The sequence below is a fragment of the Trueperella sp. genome (assembly GCF_043424875.1).
Taxonomy (GTDB): domain Bacteria; phylum Actinomycetota; class Actinomycetes; order Actinomycetales; family Actinomycetaceae; genus Trueperella.
This window is the reverse complement of the sequence record NZ_JBHWPL010000015.1, coordinates 48,407-74,445: the sequence shown is the minus strand read 5'-3', so window position 1 is coordinate 74,445 and position 26,039 is coordinate 48,407. Positions and strand designations below refer to the sequence as shown.

Here is a 26,039-nt window from a genome sequence, read left to right as displayed (position 1 = left end):
TTAGTGTCCCGCTCCTGCCAGATACTGTTGCGCTTCCCGCGCGATGGCCTGCTGAACGCTTGGCGGCTCAACCGCGACCACGGCGTCGCCGATCTGGATCAGCAATGTACGTAGCCACGATATCGAAGACGCAGTCAGGTCGATAATCAGGCGGCCATCACGTTCAGTGACGGATTGAACGGGGATCGTCTCGACCACCCACCGAGCGCGCGACTCAACGGTGAGCGTGATGGCGTGACCAGCGAATTCGTTGCGGTCGAGGTACTGCGCGCGGATGTCCTTCTCGAGTGCGCGCGTGTACGTCTGATCGAGCACCTCAACCGATGCGATGCGATCGAGGCGGTAGGTGCGCAGGTCGGTGCCCTTACCCGCGATGAGTAGCGGGTGGAAGCCCGTGGTCACCGACACCGGGGCGACGACGGCCCGGTCGGTTCTCACGGTTAAGCCATCGCCCATCTTGATGTAGTCCACGGCGATGAGGCGCCGCTGATCGATGGCGCGCACGAGATCGTCGGCCACGCCCGTCTCGAGGTTGACCGTGGGCGCCGGCCACAGCGCGTCTTCGAAACCGGCGTCGGCGGCTGCCGCCGACATGCGCTCGCGCAGGCGCGTCAGTTGCGAGCGCGTCGCGGAATCGACGGATCCGTACATGTCATCGATGAGGGCGAGAAGGGAAATGATCTCGGCGAGCGTGAGCGCCGGAAACACGTCCGTCTGGTTATCGATGAGGAAGACCTCCTCGTCGAGGTCCTCGGGAATGTCCACATCCACCGGGGTCTCATAGTGGCCGCCCACGTCGTATTCGGTGGTAAACAGACCCATGAGTTCGTTTCGCATGCGCTCAGGCTGGGTCTTGAAGTGCTTGGCGAGCTCGCGCAGCGTGGGTGAATTGCTCGCCAGGTACGTCAGAATCGCGATTTTGCGCGTGAGCGATAGATCAGCCATGGCGCTCCCGTCCAAGCTCAGCCAGATGCCGTACGCGGCGTTCGAAGTCCTTCACCACGTGCGGCGGGCCGATGAGCTCGGCGTCGAGGCCGTAGAACATCAGCGTCGAATACAGATCGGAGCGGTCAATGTTGGTGAGCTCGATGTCGATGCCCTCGTCGTGGCGTGTCGAGCTCGTTGCCTGCGAGAGCAGCGGGAGCGGGCGGCGCAGCCGAACGGTCGCCGAGATCGGCGCGAGGTCGGTCGGGGTGCTCTCATCCCAAGCGCGCGTGATGTCGTCGTCGAGTACGCTGACCTTCCCCACGATCCGGTCAAGCTTATAGACCCGGTGGCCGTGAGAATCGCTGCCCTCGACCTTGACCTGATACCCGCGCAGGTAATAGACGTCGAAGTGCACTTCGAGCCGGAACGGTTCGACGGTGTAAACGGCGGGCGCGGCGCTACTGGCCGACTGATAGGTGAATCGAATGCGCTTGCCCAGTTGAATGGCGGCCGCGATGCGCACCGCCTCCTCACCGCGTGGCGTGTGGACCGTGAGGTTCGCGGCTTGGGTTGTCACGGCCCCGCTGGATAGGAGTTTCGTGACGCCCTGCTGGGCGGTGACGAACGGCGTCGTTTTACCTTTCGACCCCAAAAGCGACTGAAGAATTCCGAGCTCGATGCCCGTGCCATCTACGTGAATGTTCGTGGAGTCATCCAGCACGTAGCGCCCGAGATCGTCAACGGTGATGAGGTAGCCGGTCTCTCGCAGATCTTGAAGGTCACGCTCGACATACCGGCGCACGTTGTCCGGGTGGATTCCCTGATATGCGGGCATGGCGATAATCTGTTCCACCGTGGGCTTGGACCGGCGAATGTAGACGAGCAATGCGAAGCGCCGCTGATCCACGGGTCGAGAATCGTGCGTCATAGTTCCAACCCTAATGCACTAGGCTCGTAGTCGTGATGAAGTGGAGAAGCGCTCACATCGAGCGGGAACGAGCATCGTGGGGCAAGGCCGTTGAATACGACGCCACGCTGGCCGACGGCACGTCAGTTCGCGCCCTCGCCTACATTCCTCAGGTTGGCCGCCCGCAGGCCGGCGAGCGAGTGCTCGTGACAGCCGCCGCCCACGAGCGAGGCCTTGGCACGGGCGGGTACGTCATGATCGTCGCCATTCCTGACCGCCTGCCCGAGGATGGGCCGCACGCGCCCGGGCACATCGTGAAGGCGCGCTATACGCCCATGCAGTACATGGTGCTCGGTGTCGACGAGGAAGAATCCGCCCATCACGAGATCCTTCGCGACGCGGACTCGGTTGACGGCATGCCCGTCATCGCCGCGGATCTTCATTCAGCGCTTCCCGCGATCGTGGCCGGAATCCACCACGTGGCGCCCGGGGCGAAGATCGCCTACGTCATGACCGACGGCGGAGCGCTACCGGCGTGGTTCTCTCAGACGGCTCACCGACTGCGCGACGGCGGCCACATCCTTGGCACCATTTCGTCCGGACAGGCCTACGGCGGCGAACTAGAATCAGTCAACGTGTACACGGCTCTGCTCGCCGCTCGCTACGTCTGGAACGCCGATGTTGCCATCGTTGCTCAGGGGCCTGGCAACCTCGGCACGGACACCCGCTGGGGCTTTTCCGGAACCTCCACGGGAGAGGCGCTCAATGCGGCTCACGTGCTCGGTGGCAGGCCGATCGCAGCGCTCCGCGCGTCGCAGGCCGACCCGCGCGAACGCCACCGCGTCATCTCCCACCACACGATGCGCGTGCTCAGTGACATCGTGCGCGTGCCGTGCGCCGTCGTCGCGCCGGAACTGACGGATATCGACGACGAGGTTGCGGCAAAGATGGCCCGCCAGCTCGTGGAGTTGGCGGGCAACGACTCCCTCACGCTGGTCGGCGTGCCCGCAGACGACTTGGATGAGGTCTTGCGCACGCCGCCCGCACCCTTGAGCACGATGGGTCGCGGCTATCTGGACGATCCGCTCTCGTTCCTCGCGGTGGCGGCAGCAGGCGTCTACGCGGGACGGTTACTCAGCCACCGCTCCTGACGGCTCAGATACGCGAGGTGATAATTGGGGTCACGATGATGCCGCGCGCGCCGACGTCGTGAAGATCGTCCATCACTCGGTTCATCGTGGAGCGCTCGACCATCGCGCGCACGGCCACCCACTCCTCATCGTGGAGCGGTGAGACGGTTGGCGACTGGTAGCCGGGCGTGAGCTTGACGGCCGCGTCGAGGTGCTCGCGCTGGATGTCGTAATCCATGAGCACGTAGCTGCGGGCCATGATGACGCCCTCGAGGCGCCCGTCGAGGATGTGGATGTCACGCGTGACCTCCATGTCCGCGTTGCGAATGAGGATCGCTTCGGACCTGAGGAGCGGGTCTCCAAAGACGTCCATGCCTGCGGCGCGCAGCGTTGAACCCGTTTCGACGACGTCGGCGATCGCGTCCGCCACGCCGAGGCGAACCGAGCTCTCCACGGCGCCATCGAGGTGCACGACCTCCGCGTCGATGCCGCGCGTGGCCAGGTAGTTCGTCACGAGCGCGTCATAGGACGTGGCAATACGCTTGCCCGCGAGATCCTCGAGAGTCAGGTCCTGCCCGCCCGGCGCCGCGAACCGGAAGGTCGCGCGCGCGAATCCAAGGCCGCGGTGTTCCACCGCGTTCGCGCCCGAGTCCAGCAGCAGGTCGCGGCCAGTGATGCCGACGTCGACTGTTCCGGCCCCGACGTACACCGCCACGTCACGCGGGCGGATATAGAAGAACTCCACCTCGTTCTCCGCGTCCACGAGCACGAGCTCGCGGCTCTCACGGCGCTGGCGGTATCCGGCCTCGGCAAGCATGCGCGAAGCGGGTTCGGACAGGGATCCCTTGTTCGGGACGGCAATGCGAAGCATGGTTCTCCTAGAGGTATCGGTAGACGTCGGTGAGGGTCAGCCCGCGCTTAATCAGCATGAGCTGAAGGTGGTAGAGCAACTGGGAGGCCTCTTCCGCGAGAGCATCGTCCGACTCGTACTCGGCCGCGATCCACACCTCGCCCGCCTCTTCCAGAATCTTCTTCCCAATAAAATGGACGCCGGCGTCAAGCTCCTTGACCGAGCCAGACCCCTCGGGCCTCTCGACGGCCTTGATGGATAGTTCCTCAAAAAGTTCCTCAAAGGTTTTCACGGCTCTATCCTATCGAAGCCTCTCTACTCAGCGGATCCCGTCCGGTAGTCAAGAACGGAGGTCGTGTACGCATCCGCTGCGGGCACGGGGATCTCGAGCAGATCGGCGTCGGCCATGAACGTTGCCATCGCGTCCCACCGCTCGGCGTCCTGATAGCCGAACGTCTCGCCGCCCATGTAGAGCTCGAGCGTCGCTTCGAGCACCTGCGCCGAGACCTCGCGCTGCTCAGGCTCACTCAGAGCCGGCACGTACGTTTCGACGATGTCGAGCGTCGCCTGCGTATCCTCAGACGCCGCTGTGGCGCCGCGATCGATGGCCTCGAGGACTTTGGCCAGAGTCTCCGGATCGAGGTTGTCCGCCATGCTTCCGAGCCCGACGCCGATCAGCGGCAGATCGCCTTGGACGAGCGGGAGCTCAACCACGTCCATGCCAGCGTTCCTCATCGCGACGGCGTCGTTATTAGAAAAGCCAATAATGGAGTCCACAGAATCCGTGGCGAGCGCCGTGGTCTGCGTGTAGCCGATGTATTCGATCTGGACGTCGCTAAGGCCATAGTCCTCGATCATCGCCAGCAGGCCGAAGTAGTTCTCGCCGTAGGGCCCGGGCAGCCCCACGGACTTGCCCTCAAGGTCCGCCGCCGATTCGATGCCGGAGTCCGCCTTGACGATGAGGGTGACGGGGTAGGTCTGGTACATCGTTGCCCAGTTGACGATATCGACGCCGGTGGAGCGGGCTTGCATCATTTCGTCGCCGCCCGCGAACACGATGTCCTCCTCCCCACTCTGAATGGCTCCGAACAGAGATTCCTGCGCGCCGTGGTGTCGAATCGTCACGTCCACACCCGCCTCGTCGAAGTATCCATTCGCCTCGGCCACATAGATCGGCGCGAACTGCACGTCAGGGATGTAGGTCAGGCCGATGGTCACGGCCAGGCGCTCACCCTCGGATGCCGGCGGGGCCGTCGTCGCCGGTTCTCCCCCGCCACTGGAGCATGCTCCGAGAGCGAGAAGTGCGAGCACGGCACATAGTTTCTTCATTGCCTTACCTTTCCGAGACGGCCTCGTGGGCCTTGTTTTCAATGATCAAGATGACGACGTAGATGGAGATCGCCGTGACGGCGAGAATGCCGATGGCGGCGAACATTCCGGACGAATCGTTGAGCGACTGGGCGCTGCTGAGGAGGATGCCGAGGCCAGTTTGACCTCCGACCACCATTTCGCCGACGACGGCGCCGGTGATTGACAGCGTGAAGCCGTTGCGTAGCCCGGCTAGGATCAACGGGGCGGCGAGCGGTAGCTCGATGAAACCCAAGAGGGTGAGGGAGCCAGCGCCGTCGATGCGCGCGGCGCCGATGAGATCCGGATCGATCGAGCGCACGCCCACCGTCGTGTTAATGATGATCGGGAAAACGACCATGATCGTGCACAGCACCACGATCGGCGTCATTCCGTAGCCCACCCACACCACAAGAAGCGGTGCAATGGCGACGGCGGGGATGGCTTGGGACGCGGCTAGATACGGCTGCACCGACGCGGCCAGAGGCTTGAAATGGGCGATGGCAAATCCGAGTGGCACGCCGATAACGGTGCCGAACACGCAGCCAAGGAGTGCCTCGGTCATGGTTTGGGCGGTCGCATCGAGAAGGTAACCATTCGAAATACCGGAGACGATGCGCCTCCAGACGTGGCCAGGCGAAGGTAGCGCCCAGCTACCGACCATGCCCGTTTTAGTCGCAGTAACCCAGGCGATGAGGATGACAAGGCCAAGCACCAGCGGCGCAGCCCATTTCATCGTCGAGTTCATATGTCCTCTCCCCACGCGTCGGGGTTCGGACGCGCAGGCCAAAGGCCCGCGACATTAACGACGGCCATCGGCCGTCCATCCTGCTTCTCCCATCCGGACTTTAACCGTCGGTTGAGGAATTTCACCTCATCAACCGGCCGAAGGCCGGGTCGCGGACTATCACCGCCGGTTCAGATTTTCACTGACCCCGAAGCATGTGAGGCCAGTATATGCTGAAATTTCAATTAGTGGGAATGGCCGCTGACGAGCGAACGCAGGTGCTCGACTTCCGCGTAGGCATCTTCGGCCTTATACACCGCAGATCCAGCCACAAACGTGTCTGCACCAGCCTCGGCCGCGATCTCAATCGTGTCACGTGACACACCGCCGTCGACCTGGATCCACACGTCCAGACCGTGCTTGTCGATCGCCTCGCGCGTGCGCCGAACCTTGGGCATCATCGAGTGGATGAACGATTGGCCGCCAAACCCCGGCTCGACGGTCATGACGAGGATCATGTCGAACTCATCGAGGATATCCAGGTACGGCTCGATCGGTGTGGCGGGCTTGAGCCCCAGACCCGCGCGGACGCCCATGGCGCGTAGCTCGCGGGCTAGGCGCAGCGGCGCAGCTGCGGCCTCCACATGGAAGGTCACCGACTTCGCGCCCGCCTCCGCATACTGTGGCGCCCAGACGTCCGGGTTCTCGATCATGAGGTGCGTGTCGATCGGAATCTCGCTGGTTCCCACGATCGCTTCAACAATCGGAACACCCATCGTGAGGTTCGGGACGAAATGGTTGTCCATCACGTCCACGTGAGCCCAATCCGCATTGCGGATCTTATGAAGCTCACCTTTGAGATCGGAAAAATCGCAGTTCAAAATGGATGGGTTGATTCTCATGAGCCCAGCCTATCGCTTTTTGATGAGCGCCAAGAACATTGAGTCCGACTTATGCTGATCCGGCCACAGCTGCAGATACGGACCCTCGCCCTCGATGTCCATCACCGACTCGCCCGTTGCGATTTCGTTGGCGTCGAGCAAGATCGCGTCGTCCCTGCCCGCCAAGAACGTCTCCATCACCTGCGTGGTTTCAGCCAAGTATGGCGAGCACGTGGAGTACCCGAGCACTCCCCCGCTGCGCAGCGCGTCCCAGCCGGATTCAAGGAGCGAGAGCTGGAGTTTGACGAGGTCGAAGGCGTCCGCCGCTTCCTTGTTCCAGCGAGATTCCGGACGACGCCGGAGTGCGCCGATTCCCGTGCAGGGAGCGTCGATGAGAACGCGGTCATAGCGCTGCGGTTCCTCGGCGCCGATCTCTCGTCCGTCGCCAAGGCGAAGGTTCACCCGGTCCGACCACGGTCCCACTGAATTAGCCACGAGGTCGAGGCGATGTTCGTGCAGTTCATTGGCGAAGATCGTTGCCTTGGGGTTGAGCGCCGCGAGCGTGGCCGTCTTGCCGCCCGGGCCGGAACACATATCCAGCCAGGCGCCGTCTGGGCCGTCGATCGGCGCCGCGGCAAACGTGCGAGCCACGAGTTGCGACCCCTCGTCCTGCACCCCGGCGTAGCCATCCTTGACGGCAAAGACGCGGCCGGGATCGCCTCCTTCGAGGAGCACGGCGGTATCGACGAGGTGGCCGGGCGTGGAGTCCATGTGGCCCCTGCCTATATCGGCACGCAGTTCCTCAACCGGGATGTCGCGGGCCACAAGCGCGACCGCCGCCGGTTCGTTGTGTGCGCGCAGGACGGACAGAAGATCCTTGTGAGTGCGGCCGTGGGCTCTCAGCGACTCGGATAGGGCTCGAACAATCCACTTCGGGTGCGAGAACCAGTCGGAGAGGAATCCGACGGTGTTGACCTTACCGTGATCCTTCTTGAGCTGATCCTGCCACTGCTTGGGCGTGCGCTCGGATACCCGGCGCAAAACGGCGTTGATAAACCCGGACGAGCCCGTGCCGACCTCGTTGCGGGCGAGCATGACTGTCTCGTGAATGGCGGCGTGCGGCGGGGTGCGAAGCTCGAGGAGCTGGTGGGTTCCCATTCGCAGGAGCACGCGGACCTCGGGGTCGACGTCGGGGCGATCCATGCAGTGAGCAAGGATCGCATCCCAGCGGCCCTGCATGCGCAGGGTACCGTATGCAAGATTCGTGGCGTACGCGGCGTCCTGGCGGTTCAGTCTGGCCGAGCGGATTGCCCGTGGAAGAGCGATATTCGCATAGGCGCCGTTGACCTCCACGTCCATGAGCACCTCAAAGACGACGGTGCGTGCCGGATCCGAGGATTGGCGGCCTGGTCGCCAATTTCTGGGGCGCTCATGCATTGTTCTCTCCAAACGTTAGATGGTCAGTGTTCAGGCCTCGCGCCCAGTCTGCAGCATTCATCCACGCTTTGCCGGCGGGCCCGACGCGATCGAGCTCGACCGCCGTCGTCCCGGTGCCAACGAGCACGGTCGCCCCTGCGCGAATTTCCCCCACCGCAAGTCCCTCGACGTCCGTCACGGCAACGGGGCCGAGTTTGACCCTGGTTGTTCCGACGCTCGTCCACGCACCTGGCGCAGGCCACCATCCGCGGGTCTTTGCCGAGACGACCTCAGCAGGCTCGGACCAGTCGATGCGGGCATCCTTCGACGTCAGCCGGGGTGCGAACGTGGGCTCGCCCTCTTGGGGCCGCGATTCGCCCTCGCCGCGCTCGATGCGTGCAAGAACCTCGGACAGCTGGCGCGCGCCGCTGACGGCGAGTTCATCCAGCAAGCTTTCCGCCGTGTCTGCCGCGGACATCTCTCGTTCTTCGACGTCAAACACCGGACCCGTGTCCAAGCCCTCCTCGATCTGGAACACGGCGGTCCCCGTGGTGGAGTCTCCCGCCGCGATGGCGTACTGAACGGGAGCAGCTCCGCGCCACCGTGGGAGAAGCGAAAAGTGAAGGTTCAGCCATCCGTGCACGGGCACGGCGAGCAGCTCCGGTGGCACGAGCATTCCATAGGCGACGACGGCGATCGCCTCTGGCTCGTAAGCCGCGATTTCGGCGTGCACCTCGGCGTCGCGCAGCGAGGCCGGTGTCAGCACGGGCAGGCCGAGCTCCTCGGCGCGTTCGTGGACGGCCGACTTCGTCAGCACGCGCTTGCGCCCAACCGGCGCAGGCGCGCGTGTGAGCACCGCGAGCACCTCGTGGTCTCGCACTAACTCCTCGAGAGACGGGACAGCAGTATCTGGTGTTCCAGCAAAAATAATACGCACGGGAGTCAGTCTATAAGGTGGGTACGCTAGAGCTGAGGATCCACCACGATCCGTAATCCCGGAGACAGCCGATGAGCCGAGGCCGCTCGGTGTGCTGCATAGACGACGTCGGTCTTTTCGGCGCGTTCGGCTTCGGAATAACGCAGGTAGGCAACCATCTCGCCGCCAGCCGGATTGGGCCCGAGCACAGCCATCCCCGGGATCACGTCCTGCGCTCCGCCCGCGAACAGGGCATCGACTGGCACGCCTTCGGCGTCGTACCCGCGCTCGTGGGCAACCGATCGCAGCATGCCAAGATAGTCGCGAAGTGAGTGCTCGGGGCCTTTGAGTTCCACCCACACGGAGGTGGGTGGAAGCCCGATCTCCGAACGCTCGCGCAGGAGGTTATCCGTCCATCCCGCCATGTCCCACGTGTGGAGGGCCGAGATGAGTTCGTTGGACACGTCTCCCACCACGAGGAGGGTTCCGCCGACCGACCGGGCGCGAATGTGCGCTGCCGTGTGTGCGATGGTACGCAGGAACTGCACCTCCGATTCGAGCCGGGAGGAGCGCAACATGTAGCCCGCGTCGAGCACGATGCCGGCTGCGTATCCGCCGTCGACAATGGGAGCTACACCGGGGGTCGACACGACGATGCGCCGGGAGCCGTCCAGAGTTGATCGCGCCTCTCCCACGCCCGCCACGTGGATCGATTCGCCCTTGAACGCCCGCCCGATTTCTTGGGCTGTGCGCTGGGAGCCGATGCGCACCGCTCGAATTCGTGCTCCCCCGCAGTTGAGGCACCGGAAGTTGCGCACCACGAACGAACACCGGGTGCATACCGGCGGCGAATCGGGCTGCGGGATCGCTAGGGTGCCGGCGCACTGCGGACACTCGGCAATTTCCCTGCAGTTCTGGCAGGCAAGGAGTGGAATGTAGCCCGCGCGCGGGACGATGAAGAGCACGGGGCCGCGATCGAGCCCGGCGCTCGTCACCTGAAAGACCGAGGACGGCATGCGCGCCAGGTCTACGCCCTCGGTGCGGAAATCATTCGCGGACAGAATCTGGGCGACCCCATCTCGATGCTCGCTCACGGCCGGCGTGATCCAGCGGGCTCTGCCCTGAGCGACCATCTGCCCGAGCTCGGCCGACGGGCCGTAATTGAACGCCATAAACGAGGCGCCAGATTGGCTCGCCCGGACCGCGAGTACCTCGCGGGCATGAATGTATGGACTGCGAGGCTCGGCGAAGGCCGAATGATGGTCGTCAACGATCGCCACCAGGCCGAGATCTTTCACCGGCGCCCACACCGCAGACCGAGTGCCCACAACGATCCGGGTGCGGCCCGCGAGCACACCCAGGAACGTTTGGTAACGCGTGGCGTGGTCATCCTCGGAGACCATGAGAGCAACGTGCTCCCCCACCCGCTCAGACAGCGTGGCGGCAAGCGTACGCGCCATTGCGGGCGTAGGAACGACGACGATCGCGCCCTGATCCGCTTGGCGAACCGCGGCCAACAGGAATGGAAGAAGATGATGTGCTCGGTCACGAGCCCGCAGGTTTACGATGCCGCTTGGCCGCTGACCCGCACGAAACTCCGCGGTGAACTGAGAGCCGCCGATGTAGCGATCCCACTCCGCACCATCGTGGCTAATCAGTGCTGCGGGCGCGAGAGGAGGTAGCTCGAGGAACTCCTTTTCCGCCCGGGCGTGACGTTGCGGGACGGCGAGGCGGATCGCGGATGACACCGGGCTCGCCTGACGCCGGGCAACGTGCCGGCACAGCTCGAGGACCTCGGGAGTAAGCACGCCGATCCGGGATACAACGCGGCGGATCGGCCGGAGCTTGTGGTAATTCGTGGACTGAGCGCGCTCCACAACGAAGCCATCGACCCGGCGCGAACCGATATCGACCACGACCCGCGCGCCAACCTCCACGTCGGCCATCTTCGCCGGAATCTCGTAGTCAAACAGCCTGTCCATGTGCGGCTGCGGCATATCTGGAAGAACGCGAGCGACTGGCAACGCGACATCGGAATCGATATCGCGCGCGACGGGACTCAGGGAGAGCAACTCTTCCTGATATCCGTAGTCGGGGAGGTCGAACAGACCCTCGCTTTCACTCATGACATTATTCAATCACGAGTGTCCGACACTTTAGAGCGCTGCTCGCAGCTCCTCGACCTTCGTGGTCTTCTCCCACGTAAAGTCCTCCAAGGCGCGGCCAAAGTGACCGTATGCCGAGGTCTGGGCGTAAATCGGGCGCAGCAGATCAAGCTCGGCGATCAGCGCGGCAGGCCTGAGGTCGAACACTTTATCCACAGCCTTCTCGATCGCGGCAAGCTCGTGCTTCTCGGTCCCGAACGTATCGAGGCGCACCGAGACTGGCTGAGCCTTTCCGATCGCGTACGCGACCTGCACCTCGCACCGATCCGCAAGGCCAGCGGCGACAACGTTCTTGGCCACCCAACGCGCAGCGTACGCGGCCGAGCGATCCACCTTCGACGGATCCTTTCCGGAGAAGGCTCCGCCACCGTGACGAGCCATGCCGCCGTAGGTATCGACGATAACCTTACGGCCGGTCACGCCGGCATCTGCCTGCGGACCACCGAGGACGAAACGGCCTGACGGGTTCACGAAGACCCTCATCGTGGAGGTATCAACGTCGGTTTCCGCGGCCAGCACGGGATCAATGACGTGCTCGCGAATGGCGCGTTCCAGCCATTCGCAGGTGACGTCGTCGTCATGCTGAGTCGACACGACGACGGTGTTGATCGCAACCGGGCCGTTGTCGTCGTAGTCCACGGTCACCTGGGTCTTGCCGTCCGGGCGCAGGCCGGGCACGATGCCGCGCTTGCGCACCTCGGAAAGCCGCTCAGCGAGGCGGTGCGAGAGATGAATAGGCAGCGGCATGAGCTCGGGCGTTTCGTTCGTGGCGTAGCCGAACATCAGGCCCTGATCTCCCGCGCCCTGAAGGTCGAACGGATCCGTCTCGCCATCGGTGCGGGCCTCGTAGGATTCGTCCACACCACCGGCAATATCGGGCGACTGCTGGCCAATCGAGACCATGACGCCGCATGAATCGGCATCGAAGCCAATCTCCGATGACGTGTAGCCGATGTCCTTCACAGCCTTGCGAATGATCTCGGGAATTTCGACGTACGCCTTGGTCGTCACCTCGCCGGCCACGAGCACGAGGCCCGTGGACACGAGTGTTTCGATCGCTACGCGCGCCTGCGGGTCTTGCGCGAGCATCGCATCGAGAATCTCGTCGGAAATGCGGTCGCACACCTTATCGGGGTGCCCCTCGGTCACAGACTCCGAGGTAAAGGGCTGAAGAGTCACTTAGTTCGTCCTGTATGTCTTAATTGAATCAATAATCGCGGCGGCGGCATCGGCCTTCGAGCCGGCTGCCTCAGCCACGGTGCCGCCATTGCGGTCAACAATCGTCACTGCCGTATCCACGTCACCAAACCCGGCCTCCGTGCCCACTCGATTGATCACGAGCAGGTCAGCACCCTTGCGGCGCGCCTTCTGCCGGCCAAATTCGAGGTAGTCCGTCTCGGCGTCACCGGTCTCGGCCGCGAAGCCCACGATGGTTTGGCCCTCGCGCCGCTCGTGTGCAAGCCCAGCCAAGATATCCGGATTCTCAACGAGCATGAGTTGGAGATCGCCGTCGCGCTTCATCTTCGTGTCAGAGCTCGAGTCGACGCGAAAATCGGATACGGCCGCGCTCATGACGAGCACGTCCGCGTTCGCGGCAAGATCTTCCATCGCAGACTGCAGCTCGAGCGCGGATCCGACGGGAATCACTTGCACGGTGGGATCGAGATCGGCTAACACGGCAGTTTCGATATTCGCCGCGCCGAGGTGGACCTCGGCGCCGCGGGCTGCCGCCTCATTGGCAAGGGCCACGCCCATCCGGCCGGTCGAGCGGTTCGCGATGAACCGCACGGGATCGATGGGCTCGCGTGTGCCGCCGGCGCTGATGGCGATCCGCAGACCGGCGAGGTCGGCCTCACAGCGGGCGGGCGCACCGAGACGATCGAGGACCGCCGCCACAATCGTATCGGGCTCGCTCATGCGTCCAATACCGGAATCTTGACCTGTCAGGCGCCCCGATTCGGGACCGATGAATTCCACGCCGCGCTCGCGCAAGGTAGCCACGTTGGCCTGCGTGGCGGCGTTGTTCCACATTTCCGTGTGCATCGCTGGCGCGAGAACGACGGGCGCGGTCGCAACGAGCACCGAGGCGGTGAGCAGGTTATCCGCGATACCGGCGGCGATCTTCGCCATCGTATTTGCTGTGGCCGGAGCAATCAGAACGAGGTCGGCGTCCTGGCCCGTGTGCACGTGCACCACCTCGTCCGCGCCCTCGGGCGTATACACGTGAACGGGATTGCCAGAGATGGCCTCCCACGTCGTCTTACCCACGAAGTTCAGCGATTCGGGGGTCGGCGCCACGACGACGTCGATCCCCGCTTCGCGCAGACCCCGAACGACAGCGGGGACCTTATACGCGGCAATACCGCCCGTCACTCCGAGGAGGACGCGCGGCGTAGAAACAAAAGAGCCTCCCCGATGGGAGGCTCCCGAGCTATTAGTCATCAAGGGACATCGAGAGCTTGTCTTCGGCAATCTCTTCGAGAGCTACCGACAGAGGCTTGTCCTCGGGCGTCGCTGGAACCAGCGGTCCAATATTGGTGACGTTCTGATCGCCGGACTTCATTTCCTGACGGTAGGAGTTGATCTGGCGAGCACGCGCAGCGCTGAGCACTGCGAGCGTGTACTTCGAATCTACCTTGTCCAGCAATTCATCGATTGCCGGCGAGGTAATACCCTCAGGATTGGGGGTCGTTCCGAACATGTTTGCCTCTCCACGATGGTTTACCTTGGATAGCCAAGGTATCAGCCTTTAAGTCTAGTCGGCTCGGTCCATAATTTTAAGTAGGTCTGCGGTGGCTTGTGCCACTGTCGTATTGACGACGACGTGGTCAAACTCGGCTTCCGCAGCCAGTTCCACCCTCGCCGTCTCCAGTCTGCGGCGCTGCTCTTCTTCGGTTTCGGTGCCGCGCCCGCGCAGCCTCGCCTCAAGATCGTCCCACGAGGGTGGCGCGAGAAAGATCTGCTCGGCGCTCGGCATCGATTCGCGCACCTGCCGCGCACCGGCAAGATCGACTTCGAGGAGCACGGTGTTCCCCTCCTCCAGTGCCGCCTCGACAGGCCCGCGCGGCGTGCCGTACTTGGCCAGACCGTGAACAACCGCCCACTCGAGCATCTCGTCGTCGTGAACCATGCGGTCGAATTCCTCGTCCGACAGGAAATAGTAGTTCACGCCGTCCACCTCGGTGGGCCTGGGCGCGCGCGTCGTCGCTGAAATCGAAAACCAGATGTCCGGGCGCGCCGCGGTCAACTCCGCGATCACCGTGCCCTTGCCAACTGCGGTGGGACCAGTCAACACAAACGCTTTTGCCATGGACCCATCGTGCCAGAAATCGGCCCACCCGTGCCACACGCCGCACAAGAAAGCGGCACCCCGAAAGGTGCCGCCAGAGTGCGTCGAAGGCCTAATTAACCGAACAGGTCAATGAGGCGCTGAGCTTGGTGCTTGCCAAGACCACCGACGCGGCGCGAGGGAGAAATCTTCGCCGTCTCCATAATCGACGCGCTCTTAGCCGGCCCCACCCCAGGCATGGCCTGCAAGAGTGAGGTCACCTTGAGTTTGGCGACGACCGGATCGTCCTTAGCGAGTGCGAGAACGTCGGACAGCTTGGTTCCCCCAGTTTTCAACTCTTCTTTGATCGTTGCGCGACGCTTGCGAGCAACAGCCGCCTTCTCAAGCGCGGCTTTGCGCTCCTCGGGCGTAAGGGTTGGTAAAGCCATGATGTTCTCCTCACACTTGACTCTATTACCGTAAATATAGCGCTCAAAGGAGCAAATTACCGCCGTTTAATACCATTTGCCGTCGAACATTTTAGAGTTGTGTATTCGCACTGGTCACAGCCGCATTATGGCATGATCGCGCGACACGCGAGCCAAACATGCAAGCGATGTACCTGCTTATTTACCCGCGTTGTGTTCCTGGAGCGTCACGACCCTGAACTCCCGCTCACGCTGGTCTTTAATCGCCTGGACCGCCGCACCGAATTCCGCGATCGTCGTCATGATCGGAAGGTCGGCGGCCGTTGTCGCAGCGCGGATGGAGTAGCCGTCCGCGCGGCTGCCTTTGCTGTTCGGAGTATTGACCACCATGTCGATCTTGCCGGAGGTGATGAGGTGGACGACGTTGTGGTCTGGCTGCTCCGAAATCTTGTCCACGTGAGTCGACGTGATGCCATAGCGCCCAAGCACGCGCGAGGTTCCGGACGTCGCGTAGATCGTAAAGCCCATGTCCACCAGCTGCGAGACCGGGAAGATCATGCCGGACTTGTCGTCGTCAGACACCGAGACGAACACGCTTCCCGACGTCGGAAGGCCGCCATACGCGCCCGACTGGGCCTTGGCGAACGCCACCGGGAAGGTCGAGTCGATACCCATGACCTCGCCCGTTGAGCGCATCTCGGGGCCGAGCACGGTGTCCACAACCCGCCCGTCCGTCGTGACGAAGCGCTTGAACGGAAGCACGGCTTCCTTGACCGAAATTGGCCCGTCAAGATCGAGCACCCGGGCGTCCACCTCGGGTAGCGAGCCGTCGGCCTTGAGCTCGGCGATGGTCTCGCCCATCATGACGCGCGTGGCGGCCGGGGCGAGCGAGACGCCCGCCGCCTTCGATACGAAGGGAACCGTGCGCGAGGCGCGCGGGTTTGCCTCGATCACGTAGAGGATTCCCGAGCGGATCGCGTACTGAATGTTCAACAGGCCGATGACTCCGACGCCCTTGGCAATCGCCTCCGTGGCCTCGTAGATTGTGTCGATCAGCGCTTGGGAGATCGTCAGGGGCGGCATGACGCAGGCCGAGTCGCCCGAGTGGATGCCCGCTTCTTCGATGTGTTGCATGACGCCGCCGAGGAACAGTTCCTCGCCGTCGTACAGGGCGTCGACGTCGATCTCCACGGCGTCGTCGAGGAAGCGATCGATGAGCAGCGGGGAAGCCACGCGCGAGGCGTCGGTCTTCTCAGACTCGCGTCGCTCGAGGTACTCCTCCATCTCCGACCGGGAGAAGACGATCTGCATGCCGCGGCCACCGAGCACGTACGAGGGGCGAACCAGAACCGGATAGCCGATGGACTCTGCGACCTCGAGCGCCTGCGAGTCGTTCATCGCCGTGCCGAAATCGGGGGCCTGCAGGCCGGCGTCTTCGAGCACGGTGCCAAAGAGCGCGCGGTCCTCCGCCAGGTCGATCGCTTTTGGCGACGTGCCGACGATGGGCAGTCCCGCCGCCTCGAGATCCTTGGCGAGCGAGAGCGGCGTCTGGCCACCCAGCTGGACGATGACGCCTGCAATGGGACCTGCCTCCGACTCCGCGCGATAGATTTCCAGCACGTCCTCGAGCGTCAACGGTTCGAAGTAGAGCCGATCGGAAATGTCGTAATCGGTGGAGACGGTCTCGGGATTGCAGTTGATAATGATCGTCTCGTAGTCCTCGCCCAGCGCGAAGGTAGCCTGCACGCACGAATAGTCGAACTCGAGACCCTGACCGATGCGATTCGGCCCCGAACCAAGAATGAGAACGGCCGGCTTTTCACGCGGGAGAACCTCGGACTCCTGCTCGTAGGTCGAGTACAGGTAGGGGGTCGTGGATTCGCGCGTTCCGGCGCAGGTGTCGACCATCTTGTACACGGGATGAAGCCCATATGCCCACCGAACTTCGCGCACGGCAGCCTCGCCAATGCCGCGGATCTCGGCGATCTGCTGGTCGGAGAATCCGTGCCGCTTAGCCGTCTCCATGACCTCGCGCGTGAGCGCCTGTGCGCTCGCGATCTCCTCGGCCACGTCATTGATGAGCACGATCTGGTCGAGGAAGAGCGGATCGATTGCCGTCACCTCGTTGACCTGCTCGACGCTGGCCCCGCCGCGCAGCGCCTGCTGCACTTCGATGATCCGATCCTGCGTGGGCCGTGCCATCGACGCGAGGAGCGCATCGACGTCGGGCTCACCTCGCCAGTGGAACGTTGAGCCCTTCTTGTCGATCGAGCGCGTGGCTTTTTGAAGCGCCTCGGTGAAGTTGCGGCCGAGCGCCATGGCCTCGCCGACCGACTTCATCGTCGTCGTCAGCGTGTCGTCAGCCGCCGGGAACTTTTCGAACGCAAAGCGCGGGATTTTCACGACGACGTAGTCCACGGCCGGGTCGCCCGCCGAGAGAGGCTCGCCGGTCATGTCGTTGGTGATCTCATCGAGCGTGTAGCCCACCGCGAGCTTGGTGGTGACCTTGGCGATCGGGACGCCGGTAGCCTTCGAGGCGAGCGCGGATGAGCGCGAGACGCGCGGATTCATTTCGATGACGACCATGCGGCCGGTCTCCGGCTCGATCGCCATCTGGATGTTACATCCGCCTGCGGCGAGCCCCACTTCGCGGACGATGGCGATTCCCAGATCGCGTACCGCCGTGTACTCGGCGTCGGTTAGGGTCAGCGCGGGCGCCATCGTGATCGAATCGCCGGTGTGCACGCCAACGGGATCGAAATTCTCGATCGAGCACACGAGAATTGCCACGTCGTCGGCGTCGCGAATGACCTCGAGCTCGATTTCCTTCCAGCCAAGGATCGACTCCTCGAGTAGAACCTCGGCCGTGTGCGAATAGTGCAGGCCTCCCCCGACGATCCGCTCGAGCTCCTCGGGCGTATGTGCAAGGCCCGAGCCGAGCCCACCCATCGTGAAGGAGGGGCGCACGACGAGCGGATATCCAAGGTCCTGCGCCGCATCGAAGCACTCATCGAGGCTGTGTGCGATGTGCGAACGGGCGGATTCCCCGCCGCAGGCGTCAACGACCTCCTTGAACGCCTGCCGGTCCTCGCCCTTGCGGATCGCCTCCGCGTCCGCACCAAGGAACTCCACGCCATAGGTCTCAAACGTGCCGTTATCGGCCAGTGCCATCGCCGTGTTCAGCGCCGTCTGACCGCCAAGAGTCGCCAGAACGGCGTCGGGTCGCTCTCGCTCGATGATCGTTGCCACGACGTCTGGGGTGATCGGCTCAATGTAGGTGGCGTCCGCGAGATCCGGATCCGTCATGATCGTTGCCGGGTTGGAGTTGACGAGGACCACGCGGTAGCCCTCCTCCTTGAGCACGCGGCATGCTTGCGTGCCCGAGTAATCAAATTCGCACGCCTGGCCGATGACGATCGGGCCAGAGCCGATGACGAGGATGGACTCAATGTCTGTTCGCCGTGGCATTACATCTCGCTTTCGATCGTCACGTTGAGCTCGCGCCCGCGCGCGTGACGAGTGAGGGCTCGGGTATCGACATCGCGGATTCCAACGACGCCGTCCGCCTCCATCTGGGAAACCAGTTCGGCAGTTGCGTGGGTCGAGGAGGATCGCGGCACAGGATCGCGAGCGATGATGCCCGCCACCGCGATGCTAACGGCGCCGAACTCGCCGAGGTTCAGGCCGGTATTGCCAATGTGGGGCGTGGTGAACGCGGCGATGGCACCTGCGTTGGTGGCGTCGAGGATGACGTTCTCATAGCCAGTGGCCGTGGTGCTCACGATGAGCCGGCCAGAGGCCCGGCCTCGTGCTCCGAAGGCTCGTCCGGTGAAAACCGTTCCATCCTCGCACAAGATCCTTGCCTGACTGTCCATGGATGCTCCTTCTGGTTGGCTAGAGACCATCATAAAAACAAGACGCCGGCACAATGGCCGGCGTCCATATGGCGAGGAAAATGTGTCTCACTCCTCGTCCGCAGTAGTCTCATCCGAGTCTGGCTCGGTTGTCGGAACCGTCACGACGTCGTCGTTCAAGCCCGCCGTCTCAGCCGCGCGGATCTCCCCCACGCGATTGAGCACGCCCATCGTGAACCCGACCGAGGAATCGGATGACAGGTCGCGTGCGAGCGACTTGATTTCAGAGACGACGACGGGCACGTCCACGCCGAGGAACATGATCTCCGTAGCACCGATGCGCAACAGGTTGCGATCCACCGTGCTCATGCGAGCGAGCGACCACGTGGGCGACGCGGCCTCGATCATCGAGTCGACATCGCCGGCCGCATCCGCATAGGCGTCAACGATCGTGATGCCGTATTCCCCGATGGGCACCATGTTCGTGGAGATGGTCTTACGCTCTTCAAGCAGTTCGCGCAGATCGGTTGCGCGCGCATCAGCTTCGAAGAGGACGTCGAGTGCCTTTTGGCGCTGAAGTGACCGACCCTTCCGCTCCGGATTGACACGCTTCTTTGACTTAGACATTAGTCGCGGCCGAGGTACTCGCCGGAGCGGGTATCAACCTTGACCTTGGTGCCCTGATCAACGAACAGCGGCACCTGGATCTCGTAGCCGGTCTCCAGCGTGGCGGGCTTCGTTCCGGCGTTCGAGCGGTCGCCCTGCAGGCCGGGCTCGGTGAACGTGATCTCGAGGACCACGGACGCGGGGAGCTCCACGAAGAGCACCTGGCCGTCGTACATGGCGACAGTTGCGTTCTCGTTCTCAAGGAGGAAGTTCTTGGCGTCACCCATGGTCTCGGGCGTGACGTTGAGCTGCTCGTACGTCTGCAGGTCCATGAAGACGAAGTCTTCGCCGTCGTTGTACAGGTACTGCATGTCGCGGCGGTCAACCGTGGCCGTTTCGACCTTGACGCCAGCGTTCATCGTCTTGTCGACGTTCTTGCCAGACATCACATTGCGTAGCTTCGTACGAACGAAGGCTGGTCCCTTACCTGGTTTGACGTGCTGGAATTCGACAACCTGCCACAGCTGGTTATCGAGCTTGAGGATCATGCCATTCTTCAGATCATTCGTGGTTGCCACAGTTATCCATTCTTTGCCGGGCCGAGATTAACGGCGAGTTCACGCTCACAAGGATAGCGCGAACTCGCCGTCATCGCCCATTTCGTGGGGTGTCTATGAGGCGCTACACGATCACCGAGTCAGGGACCGCCGCCTGCGTATCGGCGAAGTGAGCGCTCAGCTGCTTCTCTTCCTTTGAGGGGCGCGCGGCCAGCAGTGCCCATAGGATGCACGCGAGATCGACGAGCTCCTGCATCCACGCGCCCACGAACGCGGGCATCACTCCGGTGGCGCCGATCAGCATGAGAACGACCGAGAATCCGACACCGATCGCAATGGCCTGCCAGGCAATGCGCATCGTGCGCTGACCGACCAGGAGCAGGCGCGGGATGCGCGTGAGGTCATCGAGCATGATGACGACGTCGGCCGACTCAACTGCCGCCGCGGAGCCGCGCGCTCCCATGGCCACGCCCACATCCGAGGCGGCGAGGACGGGTGCGTCATTGACGCCGTCGCCGACCATCATGACGGGGCCGGGCTTGACGTCGGTAATGGCGTTGACCTTGTCCTGCGGCAGGAGGCCAGCGCGAACGGTATCGATGCCGAGATCAGCCGCCACACGCTCGGCGGTCTCTTGAGAATCGCCCGTCAGGATGACGGTGTTGGTGATGCCGATGGCGTGGACGGCGTCGAGCGAGGCCGGGGTCTCGGGCCGGATCGGGTCGGACATCTCGAAGCGGCCGGCGAGCTCGCCATCCACGCTCACGTAGATCGACGATCGGCCAGCCTCCATGACGTGGGGTGCGGGCTCGTCCGTGCCGGTCACGAAGCCGTATTTGCCGACCTTGACGTGCCGGCCCTCGACGACTGCGTCCACACCCTGAGCGGGGATGTCCTTTGACTCCTCGGGCTGGGGAACGTCGCGCCCCGCCGCGGCCACGATCGCCTCGCCGAGCGGATGAGACGAGTAGAGCTCCGCACTTGCCGCGAGCCGCAGAATCTCTGACTCCGCCAGCTCGGAATCGACGACGTGGATCTCCGGCTCTCCGCGCGTGAGGGTGCCGGTCTTATCGAAGGCCACCGACTGCACCTTCGAGATCTGCTCGATCGTGCCCGCGTTCTTGACGATGAGGCCCGACCGTGCGGCTCGGGACATGCCGGCCATAAAGGCAACGGGCGCAGCGATGATAAGCGGACACGGCGTGGCGACCACGAGCACCTGAGCGAATCTCATCGGGTCTCCAGACAGCGCCCACGCGGTACCCGCGATGAGGAAAGCAACGAGCGTGAAGGGAACGGCAACGCGGTCGGCCAGGCGGACGAACGGCGCCTTGGACTCACGGGCCTCGTTCACGAGCGACACGATACGCTGGTACTGCGAATTTGCGGCGGTCGCTTCGGCAACGACCTCGATGGTCGAGCTGCCGTTCATCGCGCCCGACATGAGCGAATCGCCCTCGTGGTGTTCCACCGGGAGAGATTCGCCGGTCAACTGGCTCTCGTCGACGAGCGCCGACTCGGAGATCAGCTGGGAATCGACCGGGATCGTCTCGTGCGGCCGAACGACGAGACGATCGCCCACCTGAACGGCGTCGATATCGATTTCCTCAATCCCGGAGGCGCCCTGACGGTATGCAACGGTGGGCGCGCCCTCGAGCAGCGACGTCAGCTCAGCGCCGGCGCGGTTCTCGGCGTAATCTTCGAGCGCCTCGCCGCCGGTGAGCATGAGGCAGACGACGAGCGCCGCCCAATACTCCCCCACGGCAATCGTGGAGGCAATGGCCGTGACCGCGAGGATGTCGATGCCGAAGCTGCCATCGCGAAGCGTGTCGACCATGCCCTTGAACTGCAGCACGGCGATGAATCCCGCGACGCCGGAGACGAACCACCTGGCGGCATCGTTATTGCCCGTGAGCTCGAGGGCGACGCCGATGATCGCCGTGATCGCCACGAGCGCGACAAGCGGGTATCGAGAGAGAAATGTCTGAATTCGTTGCATGACTCCATCTTATTTTAGAGTCAGTCCACAAACAACGAAGGTTAGGCTCCCCTATCCTCGGTCGAAGCGGCTATTCCCCCTGATGAACGAAGGAGATGATCTCCTCGGCCGACTCGGCCGGAGTGCGGCCCGTTGTATCACAAACGTGAGTGGCCACCGAGTCATAAACTGGCTGGCGCGCCTCCATCATGATCCGGAATTCCTTGCGCGGCATGACCATCGCTCCCGAGCGTGGGCCAATGAGTCCGTTGCGGGTGACGAGCGTGGACAGATCCGCGCTCAGGCGAACGATCGTGGCCTGCGGCAGCGCCGCGAGGCGATCGCGGATGTCCTGGAAATCGTCGTCGAGGGAGGTACCAAGGCCTCCCGAGGGAATCGCCAGCGCCCACAGCTCGTCGGGCTCGGCCTCGATGTCGTCGAAGAACGCGTGGAGCTCCGCGCGGATCGCCTCGTTGCGCTCGCGTTCCTCCACAAGCACGTAAAAATCGTCAAGGGTCACGCCGTTGCGGCGGGCCACGGCGTCTTCCACGTCCGCGGCCGTCCAGCCGCGCTCCCCCAAGTCGGCGACGACGGCGCTCTTGCCCGTCCCCGATGGACCGATCAGAATAATCGCGCTCACAGCCCGACCTCCTCAAATGCAGCGTCAAGCTGCTCGCTCGTGGGCGCCACAAGAATCTCCGGCGCACCCAATTCACGCAGGACAACAAAGCGCAGTTTGCCATCCCGGACCTTCTTATCCGAGTGCATGATGGCAAGCACGTCCTCGCGGCTCACGCCCGAGTAGCTCGTTGGCAGATCAAGCCGGGCAAGAATCGCGCGGTGGTGGTCGGCCAGGCCAGCGGGCGCGACGCCGGCGGCTTCGGCGAGCGCGGCGGCAAAGACGCATCCGATTGACACCGCCTCGCCGTGGCGAACGCCGTAGTTCGAACTCAGCTCGATGGCGTGTGCGAGCGTGTGGCCGTAGTTAAGGAATTCGCGCTGACCCGATTCGCGCAGGTCTGCCGAGACAAGGTCGGCCTTGACCTGCACCGAGCGAGCGATGTGCTCGAAGAGCGCCGCGTCGCTCAACGGATCGTCGGATTCGGAAATGATCCGCGTGATCTCCGCGTCCGCGATGAACCCGCACTTGGCTACCTCGCCCATACCGGCTCGAATTTCCGCGGGGTCGAGCGTCGCAAGCGTATCGACGTCGGCGAAGACGCCGATGGGCGGATGGAACGAGCCCACGAGGTTCTTGCCGTGCGTGGAGTTGATGCCGGTCTTGCCGCCCACGGCGGCGTCGACCATCGCGAGCAACGTGGTGGGTACTTGGATGACGGAGACGCCGCGCAGCCACGTTGCGGCAAGGAAGCCGCCCATGTCCGTCGTCGCGCCACCTCCGATGGCGATCACCACGCCGTCGCGCCCGATACCGGCCTCGCCCGCCGCGGACCAGCCGTCGATGATGACGCGGGCCGTCTTGGCATCCTCGCCGCTCGGAACGACGAAGGTCGCCACCGGGATGTCGGCGATCGTCAGCTCGGTAATAATCGGCTCGGCGTACCGGCGCACGTCCTCGCTGAAAACAACGAGGCTGGCCGCCTTCGTGCTCGCCAGGCGCACGACCTCGTTGACGAGCTCGCGGCCAATCACGACGTCGTAGGGCTGGTCGCCGCCCACGGGAATTCGGGTATATGAACTGTTCAAATGGTCCACCACTTCGTTGACGATGCGCGCCACGGGACGCGCGTCGGAGAGCACAACGTAGCTTGCCACGCTGTGGTAAATCGTTGATCGTTGCCGGCGCAGGCGCTGGATGCCCTGGCGCGGATTGTGTTGGAGCAGCGGGCGCACCGTTCGAGAGCGGCTGACCCGGCGCGTCAGTTCTTCGTCCGTGGCCTCGATGAGGACCACGTGCTGGTCGGCCAGCATGGCGCGGGTGCGCTCGTGGGTGACGGCGCCGCCGCCGAGTGCGAGCACGCCGTCGAATTCGTTGATCGCCCACTCGATCGCGTCCGCTTCCGCCTCTCGGAATCCGCTCTCTCCCCGGGTGGAAAAGATGTCCTCGACACTCATTCCCTCGCGGGTGACGATGAGCTCGTCGGAATCTCGAAAGTCAAGGCCCAGAGTTTTTGCCACCCTGCGACCCACCGTCGACTTGCCCGCACCGGGCATGCCGATGAATATTGCGCGCGGCGCCATTATCTTCGCACCTCTGGCAGCGCCTGCCACCAACCTTCGATATTTCGCTGGATTTCTGCGAGCGAGTCCCCGCCGAATTTCTCGACGAGCGCTTCGGCGAGCACGATCGCCACCATCGCCTCCGCGATGACGGCTCCGGGAACGACGGCGGTCGTGTCGGACCGCTGATGAAGGGCGGTGGCTTCCTCTCCCGTGGCGACGTCGATCGTGCGAAGCGCGCGCGGAACAGTCGAGATCGGCTTATAGGCGACGCGCGCGACGACGGGCTCGCCGTTGGACATCCCGCCCTCGATCCCGCCGGCGCGGTTGGTTTCCCTGGCAATCGCTCCGTTTTCGCGCACGATCTCGTCGTGAGCAACCGAACCACGGCGGCGGGCGGTGGCAAATCCATCGCCGATCTCTATGCCCTTGACGGCCTGGATCGACATGAGTGCACCGGCAAGTCGGGCATCGAGTTTGTCCGAGCCGCGCACGTACGTGCCAAGACCCTGCGGAACGTTCCACGCGACGACTTCCACGACTCCACCGAGCGTGTCGGCGTCGCCTTTCGCCGCGTCGACCTCGGCGCGGAAGGCATCTGCGAGGTCCGAATCGAGTTGGCGCACGTCCGACTCGTCGAGAGCTGGCCCATCGCCTGGCTCGGCGAGTGCGTGGCCCTCGGGCGCGGCGACGGATCCTACCTCGACGACCTGCGAGACGATCTCAATCCCCGCCGCTTGGCGCAGAAGCTGCTTCGCCAGTTCGCCGACGGCGACCCGGGCGGCGGTTTCGCGCGCGGAGGCCCGCTCGAGGACTTCGCGCGCCGAGTCGAAGCCGTACTTGTTCATGCCGACGAGGTCAGCGTGCCCCGGACGCGGCCGGGTCAGCGGTTTGTTGCGCGAGACCTCTCGTTCATCGCCCGTCCCGGCGTCCACGAGCAAGGATTCGGCGGGGACGGGATCGGGACTCATGACGACCTCCCACTTGGGCCACTCCGAGTTTCCGATTTCGAGTGCGATCGGGGAACCGAGCGTGCGGCCGTGGCGGATGCCGGAGAGGATCGTCAGCTCATCTTGCTCGAACTTCTGGCGCGAACCGCGCCCGTATCCCAGGCGGCGACGCCACAGCGCGTGCGCGATGTCCTCACTCGTGATCTCAACACCTGCGGGCATTCCCTCAAACAGTGCAACGAGTGCTCGCCCGTGCGACTCTCCTGCTGTACTCCACCGAATCATGCCCCTATTGTGCCAGTTTCGCCGGGCAGGTGCGCCACCGGGTCAGGCCATGAGAGCCCAGACCAGCCACGAACCCAGCACGAGCGCGGGTCCCAAGGGGTGCCGATCGCGCAGTCTCACGCGCCGACGCAACGCCAGCACTAGAACAGCAAGGGCGTGAAGTCCGAAGCCGGCCACGAGCATGATCACCGCTCCCCACGGCGCCCACAGCCCATTCCATCCGGCCAACACCACGAGCAGGCGGGCATCGCCCATTCCGATCAGTCGGCCGCGAGAAAGCGCCGACACCGCCACAAACGGCGCACCGATCGCGATGGCCGAAACAATGGCGGCGATGCGGTGGTCGCCAACGGTGAGAGCAACCAGCCACGCCACCGCGGCAAGATGCGTCCAGTTCTTCAACAGGACGTGGCGGCGAGCGTCAATCCACGAATTGATCGCCAGCGGAATATAGAAGGCCACCGCACAGCCCGTTGCAAATACGCCAGTGAGCCACGAGCCCAGCGCGTCCGGCGCCGATCCCCCGGCGGCCACCGGAACGACGACGGCGAGAATCGTCATGAGGGCAACGCCCAGTGACAGAGCAGCGGCCTGCCGATTCGTCATTGAGTTGTAGAGCAAGGGATGATAAGCCATGCCCTGACGCTAGTGGGCGCCGCGCAAGTA

General features: G+C 63.8%; 25 protein-coding genes and 1 riboswitch. Of the genes, 1 reads left to right on the top strand and 24 read right to left on the bottom strand.

The window, feature by feature from the left end; genetic code table 11:
* Complete coding sequence (locus ACHFFR_RS01110) at positions 1–945, bottom strand: helix-turn-helix transcriptional regulator (RefSeq protein ID WP_394262425.1); 945 nt, start codon at positions 943–945, stop codon at positions 1–3.
* A complete protein-coding gene (locus tag ACHFFR_RS01105) occupies positions 938–1,855 on the bottom strand; it encodes a helix-turn-helix transcriptional regulator (protein ID WP_394262424.1) in 918 nt (305 codons plus the stop codon). The genes ACHFFR_RS01110 and ACHFFR_RS01105 overlap by 8 nt, the downstream gene beginning before the upstream one ends.
* A 35-nt stretch (positions 1,856–1,890) precedes the next feature.
* Here ACHFFR_RS01105 and ACHFFR_RS01100 point away from each other — a divergent pair, with 35 nt between their 5' ends.
* On the top strand, positions 1,891–2,985 hold the full coding sequence (locus ACHFFR_RS01100; protein WP_394262434.1) for a DUF3866 family protein: 1,095 nt from the start codon (positions 1,891–1,893) through the stop codon (positions 2,983–2,985).
* 4 nt (positions 2,986–2,989) lie between these two features.
* On the opposite strand, the gene hisG is transcribed toward ACHFFR_RS01100, so the two are convergent.
* The 22 genes from hisG to ACHFFR_RS00990 all read right to left on the bottom strand — a co-directional run bounded on the left by hisG (position 2,990) and on the right by ACHFFR_RS00990 (position 26,009).
* The gene (gene hisG, locus ACHFFR_RS01095; protein ID WP_394262423.1) at positions 2,990–3,835 is read right to left on the bottom strand and encodes an ATP phosphoribosyltransferase; all 846 of its coding nucleotides are present in this window, start codon (positions 3,833–3,835) and stop codon (positions 2,990–2,992) included.
* Positions 3,836–3,842: 7 nt separating this feature from the next.
* A complete protein-coding gene (locus ACHFFR_RS01090; RefSeq protein ID WP_394262422.1) occupies positions 3,843–4,106 on the bottom strand; it encodes a phosphoribosyl-ATP diphosphatase in 264 nt (87 codons plus the stop codon).
* A gap of 23 nt (positions 4,107–4,129) precedes the next feature.
* Positions 4,130–5,143, bottom strand: a complete 1,014-nt coding sequence (locus tag ACHFFR_RS01085; protein ID WP_394262421.1) for an ABC transporter substrate-binding protein — start codon at positions 5,141–5,143, stop codon at positions 4,130–4,132.
* 4 nt (positions 5,144–5,147) lie between these two features.
* The gene (locus tag ACHFFR_RS01080) at positions 5,148–5,909 is read right to left on the bottom strand and encodes an ABC transporter permease (protein ID WP_394262420.1); all 762 of its coding nucleotides are present in this window, start codon (positions 5,907–5,909) and stop codon (positions 5,148–5,150) included.
* 77 nt (positions 5,910–5,986) lie between these two features.
* Positions 5,987–6,108, bottom strand: a riboswitch (FMN riboswitch).
* A gap of 25 nt (positions 6,109–6,133) precedes the next feature.
* A complete protein-coding gene (gene rpe / locus ACHFFR_RS01075; RefSeq protein ID WP_394262419.1) occupies positions 6,134–6,790 on the bottom strand; it encodes a ribulose-phosphate 3-epimerase in 657 nt (218 codons plus the stop codon).
* Positions 6,791–6,799: 9 nt separating this feature from the next.
* A complete protein-coding gene (locus ACHFFR_RS01070; RefSeq protein ID WP_394262418.1) occupies positions 6,800–8,206 on the bottom strand; it encodes a transcription antitermination factor NusB in 1,407 nt (468 codons plus the stop codon).
* Complete coding sequence (gene fmt, locus ACHFFR_RS01065; protein WP_394262417.1) at positions 8,199–9,122, bottom strand: methionyl-tRNA formyltransferase; 924 nt, start codon at positions 9,120–9,122, stop codon at positions 8,199–8,201. Before fmt ends, ACHFFR_RS01070 begins: the two co-directional genes overlap by 8 nt.
* A gap of 26 nt (positions 9,123–9,148) precedes the next feature.
* Entirely contained in the window at positions 9,149–11,227 is a 2,079-nt protein-coding gene (locus ACHFFR_RS01060) for a hypothetical protein (protein ID WP_394262416.1), read from the bottom strand.
* Positions 11,228–11,257: 30 nt separating this feature from the next.
* Positions 11,258–12,445: a methionine adenosyltransferase gene (gene metK / locus ACHFFR_RS01055; protein ID WP_394262415.1), complete on the bottom strand. Its 1,188-nt coding sequence runs from the start codon at positions 12,443–12,445 to the stop codon at positions 11,258–11,260.
* Positions 12,446–13,708, bottom strand: coding sequence for a bifunctional phosphopantothenoylcysteine decarboxylase/phosphopantothenate--cysteine ligase CoaBC (coaBC, locus tag ACHFFR_RS01050; protein ID WP_394262414.1), 1,263 nt, complete (start codon positions 13,706–13,708; stop codon positions 12,446–12,448).
* Positions 13,701–13,967, bottom strand: a complete 267-nt coding sequence (gene rpoZ, locus ACHFFR_RS01045) for a DNA-directed RNA polymerase subunit omega (protein ID WP_394262413.1) — start codon at positions 13,965–13,967, stop codon at positions 13,701–13,703. The genes coaBC and rpoZ overlap by 8 nt, the downstream gene beginning before the upstream one ends.
* A gap of 54 nt (positions 13,968–14,021) precedes the next feature.
* Positions 14,022–14,576: a guanylate kinase gene (gene gmk, locus ACHFFR_RS01040; protein ID WP_394262412.1), complete on the bottom strand. Its 555-nt coding sequence runs from the start codon at positions 14,574–14,576 to the stop codon at positions 14,022–14,024.
* A 95-nt stretch (positions 14,577–14,671) separates the two neighbouring features.
* Positions 14,672–14,983 carry an integration host factor, actinobacterial type gene (mihF, locus tag ACHFFR_RS01035; RefSeq protein ID WP_394262411.1) on the bottom strand — a complete coding sequence of 104 codons (312 nt, stop codon included), beginning with the start codon at positions 14,981–14,983 and terminating at the stop codon, positions 14,672–14,674.
* 177 nt (positions 14,984–15,160) lie between these two features.
* A complete protein-coding gene (gene carB / locus ACHFFR_RS01030; protein WP_394262410.1) occupies positions 15,161–18,430 on the bottom strand; it encodes a carbamoyl-phosphate synthase large subunit in 3,270 nt (1,089 codons plus the stop codon).
* A complete protein-coding gene (locus ACHFFR_RS01025; RefSeq protein WP_394262409.1) occupies positions 18,430–18,837 on the bottom strand; it encodes a carbamoyl-phosphate synthase domain-containing protein in 408 nt (135 codons plus the stop codon). Before ACHFFR_RS01025 ends, carB begins: the two co-directional genes overlap by 1 nt.
* An 87-nt stretch (positions 18,838–18,924) precedes the next feature.
* Positions 18,925–19,443: a transcription antitermination protein NusB gene (locus tag ACHFFR_RS01020; RefSeq protein WP_394262408.1), complete on the bottom strand. Its 519-nt coding sequence runs from the start codon at positions 19,441–19,443 to the stop codon at positions 18,925–18,927.
* A complete protein-coding gene (efp, locus tag ACHFFR_RS01015; protein WP_394262407.1) occupies positions 19,443–20,000 on the bottom strand; it encodes an elongation factor P in 558 nt (185 codons plus the stop codon). Before efp ends, ACHFFR_RS01020 begins: the two co-directional genes overlap by 1 nt.
* A 103-nt stretch (positions 20,001–20,103) precedes the next feature.
* Entirely contained in the window at positions 20,104–21,978 is a 1,875-nt protein-coding gene (locus tag ACHFFR_RS01010) for a heavy metal translocating P-type ATPase (RefSeq protein WP_394262406.1), read from the bottom strand.
* 70 nt (positions 21,979–22,048) lie between these two features.
* Positions 22,049–22,597 carry a shikimate kinase gene (locus ACHFFR_RS01005; protein ID WP_394262405.1) on the bottom strand — a complete coding sequence of 183 codons (549 nt, stop codon included), beginning with the start codon at positions 22,595–22,597 and terminating at the stop codon, positions 22,049–22,051.
* On the bottom strand, positions 22,594–24,159 hold the full coding sequence (gene aroB / locus ACHFFR_RS01000; RefSeq protein WP_394262404.1) for a 3-dehydroquinate synthase: 1,566 nt from the start codon (positions 24,157–24,159) through the stop codon (positions 22,594–22,596). The genes ACHFFR_RS01005 and aroB overlap by 4 nt, the downstream gene beginning before the upstream one ends.
* Positions 24,159–25,373 carry a chorismate synthase gene (gene aroC, locus ACHFFR_RS00995; RefSeq protein ID WP_394262403.1) on the bottom strand — a complete coding sequence of 405 codons (1,215 nt, stop codon included), beginning with the start codon at positions 25,371–25,373 and terminating at the stop codon, positions 24,159–24,161. Before aroC ends, aroB begins: the two co-directional genes overlap by 1 nt.
* 42 nt (positions 25,374–25,415) lie before the next feature.
* Positions 25,416–26,009: a hypothetical protein gene (locus tag ACHFFR_RS00990; RefSeq protein WP_394262402.1), complete on the bottom strand. Its 594-nt coding sequence runs from the start codon at positions 26,007–26,009 to the stop codon at positions 25,416–25,418.
* Positions 26,010–26,039: the final 30 nt, after the last annotated feature.